The organism is Pseudomonas syringae pv. coryli str. NCPPB 4273, from assembly GCF_000972175.1.
GTDB lineage: Bacteria > Pseudomonadota > Gammaproteobacteria > Pseudomonadales > Pseudomonadaceae > Aquipseudomonas > Aquipseudomonas syringae.
Map to the genome: position 1 here is coordinate 37,284 of NZ_AWQP01000038.1, position 7,606 is coordinate 44,889.

Annotated in this window: 11 protein-coding genes and 1 pseudogene; 3 read left to right on the plus strand and 9 right to left on the minus strand. The window is 60.2% G+C overall.

What is annotated here, in order from left to right; genetic code table 11:
• From P406_RS16870 to ubiE, 9 genes are all read right to left on the minus strand, one after another.
• The gene (locus P406_RS16870) at window positions 1-708 is read right to left on the minus strand and encodes a 16S rRNA (uracil(1498)-N(3))-methyltransferase (RefSeq protein WP_046236794.1); all 708 of its coding nucleotides are present in this window, start codon (window positions 706-708) and stop codon (window positions 1-3) included.
• Complete coding sequence (gene tatC / locus P406_RS16875; protein ID WP_003414220.1) at window positions 705-1,505, minus strand: twin-arginine translocase subunit TatC; 801 nt, start codon at window positions 1,503-1,505, stop codon at window positions 705-707. The genes P406_RS16870 and tatC overlap by 4 nt, the downstream gene beginning before the upstream one ends.
• Window positions 1,502-1,978 carry a Sec-independent protein translocase protein TatB gene (tatB, locus tag P406_RS16880; RefSeq protein ID WP_046236795.1) on the minus strand — a complete coding sequence of 159 codons (477 nt, stop codon included), beginning with the start codon at window positions 1,976-1,978 and terminating at the stop codon, window positions 1,502-1,504. The genes tatC and tatB overlap by 4 nt, the downstream gene beginning before the upstream one ends.
• A 4-nt stretch (window positions 1,979-1,982) precedes the next feature.
• Entirely contained in the window at window positions 1,983-2,258 is a 276-nt protein-coding gene (locus tag P406_RS16885) for a twin-arginine translocase TatA/TatE family subunit (RefSeq protein WP_003316632.1), read from the minus strand.
• A gap of 44 nt (window positions 2,259-2,302) precedes the next feature.
• Window positions 2,303-2,635: a phosphoribosyl-ATP diphosphatase gene (locus P406_RS16890; RefSeq protein ID WP_002551631.1), complete on the minus strand. Its 333-nt coding sequence runs from the start codon at window positions 2,633-2,635 to the stop codon at window positions 2,303-2,305.
• Between the two features lie 2 nt (window positions 2,636-2,637).
• Window positions 2,638-3,030, minus strand: coding sequence for a phosphoribosyl-AMP cyclohydrolase (gene hisI / locus P406_RS16895; RefSeq protein WP_046236796.1), 393 nt, complete (start codon window positions 3,028-3,030; stop codon window positions 2,638-2,640).
• A 67-nt stretch (window positions 3,031-3,097) separates the two neighbouring features.
• A complete protein-coding gene (gene ubiB, locus P406_RS16900; RefSeq protein WP_003316635.1) occupies window positions 3,098-4,717 on the minus strand; it encodes a ubiquinone biosynthesis regulatory protein kinase UbiB in 1,620 nt (539 codons plus the stop codon).
• Entirely contained in the window at window positions 4,714-5,337 is a 624-nt protein-coding gene (locus tag P406_RS16905) for a ubiquinone biosynthesis accessory factor UbiJ (RefSeq protein WP_003316636.1), read from the minus strand. Before P406_RS16905 ends, ubiB begins: the two co-directional genes overlap by 4 nt.
• Window positions 5,337-6,107 carry a bifunctional demethylmenaquinone methyltransferase/2-methoxy-6-polyprenyl-1,4-benzoquinol methylase UbiE gene (ubiE, locus tag P406_RS16910; protein ID WP_003341410.1) on the minus strand — a complete coding sequence of 257 codons (771 nt, stop codon included), beginning with the start codon at window positions 6,105-6,107 and terminating at the stop codon, window positions 5,337-5,339. The genes P406_RS16905 and ubiE overlap by 1 nt, the downstream gene beginning before the upstream one ends.
• A gap of 144 nt (window positions 6,108-6,251) precedes the next feature.
• On the opposite strand from ubiE, the gene P406_RS16915 reads away from it, so the two are divergent.
• The 3 genes and pseudogenes from P406_RS16915 to P406_RS16920 all read left to right on the plus strand — a co-directional run bounded on the left by P406_RS16915 (window position 6,252) and on the right by P406_RS16920 (window position 7,427).
• On the plus strand, window positions 6,252-6,530 hold the full coding sequence (locus P406_RS16915; protein WP_003316638.1) for a polyhydroxyalkanoic acid system family protein: 279 nt from the start codon (window positions 6,252-6,254) through the stop codon (window positions 6,528-6,530).
• 64 nt (window positions 6,531-6,594) lie between these two features.
• Window positions 6,595-6,793: pseudogene (locus P406_RS26825) on the plus strand (phasin family protein); the annotation flags it as partial.
• 10 nt (window positions 6,794-6,803) lie between these two features.
• Window positions 6,804-7,427, plus strand: a complete 624-nt coding sequence (locus tag P406_RS16920) for a phasin family protein (protein ID WP_046236797.1) — start codon at window positions 6,804-6,806, stop codon at window positions 7,425-7,427.
• Window positions 7,428-7,606 lie beyond the last annotated feature (179 nt).

Below are 7,606 nucleotides of genomic sequence, written 5' to 3' on the forward strand. Positions count from 1 at the left end.
TTAGAACAAGCGAGCGAGAAGGGCCGTTACAGCGGTTTCGACGCGCAGGATGCGTTCGCCCAGTTGCACGGGTTGCAAACCCGACTGGCGCAACAGATCGATTTCGTAGGGTATCCAGCCACCTTCAGGGCCGATGGCCAGTGTGACTTGCTCTGTGACCGCGCGCGGGCAGGCCGGGAAATCACCGGGATGGCCAACCAGGCCCAGTGTATCGAGCGCGATCTGCGGCAAGCGATCTTCAACGAAAGGCTTGAAGCGTTTTTCGATCACGATTTCAGGCAGCACCGAATCGCGTGCCTGCTCGAGGCCCAGAATCAGTTGCTCGCGGATGGCCTCGGGCTCGAGAAACGGCGTCTGCCAGAAGCTTTTTTCCACCCTGTAACTGTTCAGCAGGATGACTTTCGGCACGCCCATGGTCGCAATGGTCTGAAACACCCGGCGTAACATCTTCGGGCGTGGCAACGCCAGCAACAGGGTAAGCGGCAGTTTGGCCGGCGGCGCACTCTGCAGCTCGACATGCAGCTCTGCTTCATGGGGTTCAAGGCGCAGCAGTTCGGCATTGCCCAGCAGGCCATTGACCCGGCCCACACGCAAACTGTCGCCAACCTCTGCGCGATGCACCTCCTGCATGTGCTTCAGGCGGCGGTCACGCAGGACCACCCGGTCAGCCGCAATGAAATCGGCTTCCTCAAGCAGCAGCAAGTTCACGGTGTGGTCGCGGGCGGCTGGTCCTGCTTGTCAGCGTCCTCGGTCTCATCGTCCGGATGTTCGCCACGCTTCTTGATCATCGTGCTGCACAGTACGCCCAGCTCGAAGAGCAGCCACATCGGCACCGCCAGCAGCGTCTGCGAGAAGATGTCCGGCGGGGTGAGGATCATGCCGACCACGAAGCAGCCGATGACCACGTAAGGGCGGATCTTCTTCAGGTACTTGACGTCGACGATGCCGATCCACACCAGCAACACCACGGCCACCGGGATTTCGAAGGCCACGCCAAAGGCGAAGAACAACGTCATCACGAAGTCCAGGTAGCTGGCGATGTCGGTCATCATCGACACGCCTTCCGGCGTCACGCTGGCGAAGAAGTGGAAAATCAGCGGGAAGACCAGGAAGTAGGCAAACGCCATGCCTGCGTAGAACAGGATGATGCTCGACACCAGCAGTGGCACCGCGACGCGCTTCTCGTGCTTGTACAGGCCTGGCGCGATGAAGCCCCAGATCTGATGCAGGATCACCGGCATGGACAGAAACAGCGCGACCATCATGGTCAGCTTGAAAGGCGTGATGAACGGCGAAGCCACGTCGGTGGCGATCATCGTTGCGCCTTCAGGCAGATAGACTCGCAGCGGCGCCGAGACCAGTGTGTAGATCTTCTGCGTGAAGTAGAACAGGCCGGCGAAAATCAGGAAGACTGCCGCAACGCAGCGCAACAGACGTGTACGCAACTCGGTGAGGTGCGAGATCAGCGGCATTTGCTGATCGTTTTCCGGGGTATCAGCGCTCATGGTGCTCGCGGTGGCAATGACGAATCGTGGGCGGGAGGCGTCGGGACCGGCGTGCCGGCGTCAGCCGGTTTCGCGGTTTTCTCCAGCGACAGCTCGGTCTTCGGTGCCGCAGGTTGGGCAGGGCCTATTTCGTGGTGCGCGGCTTGGTTGTGCACGGGGCTTGCAGCTTGGTCCGCTGCCGGTGCTGGCGACGGATTCACCGGCTCGGAGCTGTTCTCGGACGGTTGATTGGGCGCGAACATTTTGCGCGCTTCGTCTTCCATCGAAAGAATGTGCTCGTTGTGCAGCTGCCGACGAATCTCGTCAGCCCCGATTTCACGTTCAACTTCCTGTTTGATCGCATTGAAGCTGCGCTTCAACCGGCCGATCCATAAGCCTGCGGTGCGTGCAGCACCCGGCAGGCGCTCGGGACCCAGTACCAGCAAGGCAACCAGGCCAACGAGCAGCAGTTCAGAGAAGCTGATACCGAACATGGGCTTAAACCTGGTCTTTGCGGATCGGCTCGTCGACTTTGTGCGCCTGAGCGTCGATGGTGTGTGGCTGGTTCAGCGGCGAGCCCTGTGGGGCTGGCTGGGCCTGCTGGGGTTGAGGTGCAGGCTGTTCGGCTGGCTTGTCGTCGTCGTTCATTGCCTTGCGAAAGCCTTTGATCGATTCGCCGACGTCGCTGCCCAGGCCCTTGAGTTTCTTGGTCCCGAAAACCAGTACAACGACGATCAGGATGACGATCCAGTGTTTCCAGTCAAAAATACCCATGAAACAGTCCTCGTAAAAGATTTCAAGCTTGAAAGGGGAGAGCGTTACTCTGCCGTGCGAGCGGCTTTTTCCGCGTGGCCGGACAAGCCGAATCGGCGGTCCAGTTCATCGAGCACGGCCTGCGGGTGCTGACCCAGCGCGGCGAGCATCACCATGCTGTGAAACCACAGGTCAGCGGTTTCATAAATCACGTCACTGCAATCACCGCTGACCGCAGCGTCCTTGGCAGCGATGATGGTCTCGATCGACTCTTCGCCGAGCTTTTCCAGAATCTTGTTCAGGCCCTTGTGATACAGGCTTGCGACATAGGAGCTGTCGGCAGCGGCGTCCTTGCGGGATTCCAGCACTTCGGCCAGACGGGACAACGTATCAGTCATGTTCAATGGCCTGCCTGGTAAATAGCATCAGGATCTTTCAGAACCGGGTCTACGGTCTTCCAGCCTGAATTTTCATACAGTCGGTAGAAGCAACTTTCGCGGCCGGTATGGCAAGCGATGCCACCGATCTGCTCGACCATCAGGATAATGACGTCGGCGTCACAGTCCAGGCGCAGTTCATGCAGCTTTTGCACATGACCCGATTCTTCACCTTTGCGCCAGAGTTTGCCACGCGAACGCGACCAATAGATGGCACGGTTCTCGGACGCCGTCAGGCTCAGGGCCTCGCGGTTCATCCAGGCCATCATCAACACCCGGCCGGTCTTGTGATCCTGAGCGATTGCAGGCACCAGACCGTCGCTGTTCCAGTGAATCTCGTCCAGCCAGTCTTTCATATCTACTCCGGCAGCCGGCTTTCATGCCCGGCGGATTGAACAGTGTGCCAGCGCCATCCGCTGCTGGCTATCGGCGAACGATCAGATACAGCCCGGCGATGAGCATGATCGCCGCCGGCCACGCGGTGAGCGTCAGCAACTGGGTAGCAGCCTCGCTCATCACCCAGCCCTGTATCGCGCCGCCGACCAGCAATGCCGCACCGATCAGCCGCAGGACCGGCTCGTCCTTGCGATCGTGCCATGGGCGCGGCGGATCAGAGGCGTGCGGGCGGGACATGCGCTCCAGCAGATCACGGGTCATGCCTGCGATGTGCGGCAGTTGCTCGACCTGTGATTGCAGATTGCCCAGCAGGGTTTTCGGGCTGACCCGTTCACGCATCCAGCGCTCCAGATAAGGCTGCGCGGTGCTCCACAGGTCCAGTTCAGGGTACAGCTGACGACCCAGCCCCTCGATGTTGAGCAGGGTCTTTTGCAGCAGAACCAGTTGCGGCTGGACTTCCATATTGAAGCGGCGTGCGGTCTGGAACAGGCGCATCAGCACCTGACCAAAAGAAATATCCTTGAGCGGCTTCTCGAAAATCGGCTCGCAGACCGTACGGATGGCCGCTTCGAATTCATTGAGCTTGGTCTCTGCCGGCACCCAGCCCGAATCGATGTGCAGTTGCGCAACGCGACGATAATCACGTTTGAAAAAGGCAAACAGGTTACGCGCCAGATAATCCTGATCTTCCGGGGTCAGGCTGCCGACGATGCCGCAGTCGATGGCAATGTACTTCGGCGCCCACGGGTTGACCGTGCTGACGAAAATGTTGCCGGGGTGCATGTCGGCATGGAAGAAGCTGTCGCGAAAAATCTGCGTGAAGAAGATTTCCACGCCGCGCTCGGCGAGCAGTTTCATGTCGGTGCGCTGATCCGCCAGCCCGGCCATGTCAGTGACCTGCAGGCCGTAGATACGCTCCATGACCAGCACTTTCGGGCGGCACCAGTCCCAGTAGACTTGTGGCACGTAAAGCAGGTCCGAGCCTTCGAAGTTGCGTCGCAACTGGCTGGCGTTGGCCGCTTCACGCAGCAGGTCGAGTTCGTCGTAGATGGTCTTTTCATAATCCATCACCACCTGCACCGGGTGCAGCAGGCGGGCATCGGCAGACACGCGCTCGGCGGTGCGGGCCAGAATGAACAGCCACGCCAGGTCCTGACCGATGATCGGCTTGAGGCCGGGGCGTACCACTTTGACCACGACTTCTTCGCCGGTCTTCAGGCAGGCGGCATGCACCTGAGCGACCGAAGCGGACGCCAGCGGCTTCTCGTCGAAGCGGCTGAACACGTCGCAGATGCGAGCGCCGAGCTGTTCTTCGATCAGCTTGATCGCCAGTTGCTGATCGAACGGCGGCACGCGGTCCTGCAGCAGCATCAGTTCGTCGGCGATGTCCTCGGGCAGCAGATCGCGCCGTGTAGACAGCAATTGCCCGAACTTGATGAAAATCGGCCCCAGGTCCTGGAGCGCCAGACGAAAGCGTACGCCCCGGCTCAGCTCGGATTTGCGCCGTGGCAGCCAGCGCCAGGGCAGCACGAAACGCAGCGCGAGCATCCACCACGGCAGGGGCAGGGCGAACAACAGGTCATCAAGGCGATAGCGGATAACGACACGTTGAATGCGAAACAGACGGCGGACGGCAAGCAGCTTCATGCGTTATCGCTGGTATTGAGGGAGTGGGCAAGGCGGGCAAAGCGCGCCTCGAGGCGTTCCAGATCGAGCTTGATCTGATCGAGTTCGGCAAATCGTGCTTCGGCTTCGTGCTTGCCTACAAGGGTGCGCGACTCTTCGCTGAGGTAGTCGGCAACGTTCTGGCTGAGGCTGTTGAAGCTTTCCCGGGTCCAGCGCCCACTGTTGCGCAGGTGGCTGCTGAACAACTGGCTGGCCACCGGGCCGATCCAGTTGGACAGTTCGTGCTCCCAGTCCAGCTCCAGGTCCTGAAGAATGCCGACCAGTTCCAGCAGCGCGCCGCTGTCACCGTCGAGTTCGACGTCCGGGCCGTGCAGCACAGCGGTCTTGTCCTTGCTCAGGGCCAGGCGCACCAGGCTGGAAGCCGGCGCGCGCAGGGTGCAGTCAGCTTCGGCAGCCCAGTCAGCGGCGAGCAGCAAGCCTTCGTCGCTGGGCAGGATGAACAGCTTCAGGGACGGATCGCGACAGTCCACCGCAATGACACGCCCGGACAGACGCGCCATGCGTGGCAGCGCGGTGCTGTCCAGGCGCAGCACCCGATTGATGCCGTGCTCGATACTGGCGAGCAGCCCCCGGAGCAACATCAGGGTTTGATACCACGATGCAGGGCCACGACGCCGGCAGTCATGTTGTGATAGGTCACGCGGTCAAAACCGGCTTCTACCATCATCGACTTGAGGGTTTCCTGGTTGGGGTGCATGCGGATCGATTCGGCCAGATAACGGTAGCTTTCCGAGTCATTGGTGACCAGCTTGCCCATCAACGGCATGAACGCGAACGAGTAGGCGTCGTAGGCCTTGGACATCAGCTTGTTGGTCGGCTTGGAGAACTCCAGCACCAGCAGACGACCACCCGGCTTGAGCACGCGCAGCATGGAACGCAGGGCGTCTTCCTTGTGGGTCACGTTGCGCAGGCCGAACGCGATGGTCACGCAGTCGAAATGATTGTCCGGGAATGGCAGTTTTTCGGCGTCTGCCTGGACGAACTCGACGTTGCCCGCCACACCCAGGTCCAGCAGGCGATCACGGCCGACCTTGAGCATGGAGGCGTTGATGTCGGCCAGTACCACCTGGCCGGTCGGGCCGACCAGGTTGGAGAATTTGCGGGTCAGGTCGCCCGTGCCGCCAGCAATGTCCAGCACGCGGTTACCGGTGCGGACGCCGGACAGCTCGATCGCAAAACGCTTCCACAGGCGATGCATGCCGCCGGACAGCAGGTCGTTCATCAGGTCGTACTTGGCCGCCACCGAATGGAAAACCTCAGCGACTTTTTCTGCCTTCTGGCTTTCCGGTACATTTTTGTAACCGAAGTGAGTCGTAGGTTCGGCATCGCTGCCTTTGCGCTGATCGTTCATATCGCTTCACCGGAATAGAGTGCGGGTCATTCTAATCGCCAAGGCCGGCTTTGTCTTGACAAGGCTCACCTGCAACGCTTTCTTGGATGCGGGCGGGTGTATATAGTTGCGCCGCATTTCATATGACGATCAAGGAAGCCTCCGATGGCCAAGATAACCGTTGAACGCCCGCACGCCCTGGGCCTCGAGAAGGCTCGCGAAAAGGCCGAGCAACTGGTCGAGAAGCTCTCCACCCGATACGGACTGGCTCACGAATGGGCTGGCGATACCGTAAAACTGGAGGGCAAGGGCGCCAAGGGTGAGGTCGAGGTCGAAGAGGCTTTGATCCGCGTCAACATCGAGCTGAACTTCATCCTGTCGGCCATGAGCGGTTCGATCAAGACAGAAGTCGAGCGCGTTCTGGACAAGGCGCTCGCTGCCTGAACGCCGTATGCAGACCTGCTGATTTTTCTTCGCCGCCGTGTGCCCATGCGCTCTTTTATGCGCGCAAATCGACAGAATCGAGCGTGCTTTCGACCTTCGAGTCGCAAAGGCCTTGAACCGGGTCGGTATCCCGTCTAAACATGATGTAGACACGCTCTTTGCCAGGCTCGATGAGCTGACGGCGTTGCTTGAGCGTGTCGGGCCGATAAAAGCTCGAACGCTGCGTGCCGAAACGACTCGGGCGTTCCAAGTCTGGACGATAAGGAGAACGGGATGGCTGGCAAGAAAAAAACCGACAAAGATGGCAGCTCCTGGATGGGCGAGGTTGAGAAGTACTCTCGTCAGATCTGGCTGGCGGGTTTGGGCGCGTATTCCAAGGTCAGCAATGACGGCAGCAAGCTTTTCGAGAGCCTGGTGAAGGACGGCGAGAAGGCCGAGAAGCTGACCAAGGTCGAAGCGCAGAAGCAGCTCGATGACGTCAAGAACACCAGCAAGTCGGCCAAGTCCCGCGTAGACGACGTGAAAGACCTCGCGGTTGGCAAGTGGAACGAGCTGGAAGAGGCTTTCGACAAGCGTCTGAATGGCGCCATTGCGCGTCTGGGTGTACCGAGCCGCAGTGAAGTACAGGCGCTGCACAGCAAGGTCGACCAGCTGACCCGGCAGATCGAGCTGTTGGTGGGCGCGAAAACCAAACCGGCTGCTTCTCGCACTGTGGCGGCCAAACCTGCAGCGCCGAAAAGCGCGGCGAAACCGTTGGTCAAGGCGGCGGCCAAGCCCGTCGAGGCTGCCAAAAAGCCTGCCGCTGCGAAAAAACCAGCGGCAAGAAAGCCGGCCGCCAAACCTGCTCCCAAGCCTTCTACGCCGGCCGCATCGGAAAAACCCGCGATTCAGTCCTGATACCCGGCTGCAACAAAGAAGACCGGACGCAGAGCGTTCAGAACGGCATACCCACGCGGAGCATGGGCACGATGGTGATCTTGCGGGCGACTATCGTTCCTCACGCTCCAGCGTGGGAATGCAGTGGGTGACGCTCTGCGTCACAGATCTACGCCGCGCCACCAGCTCAAGGGAGGACG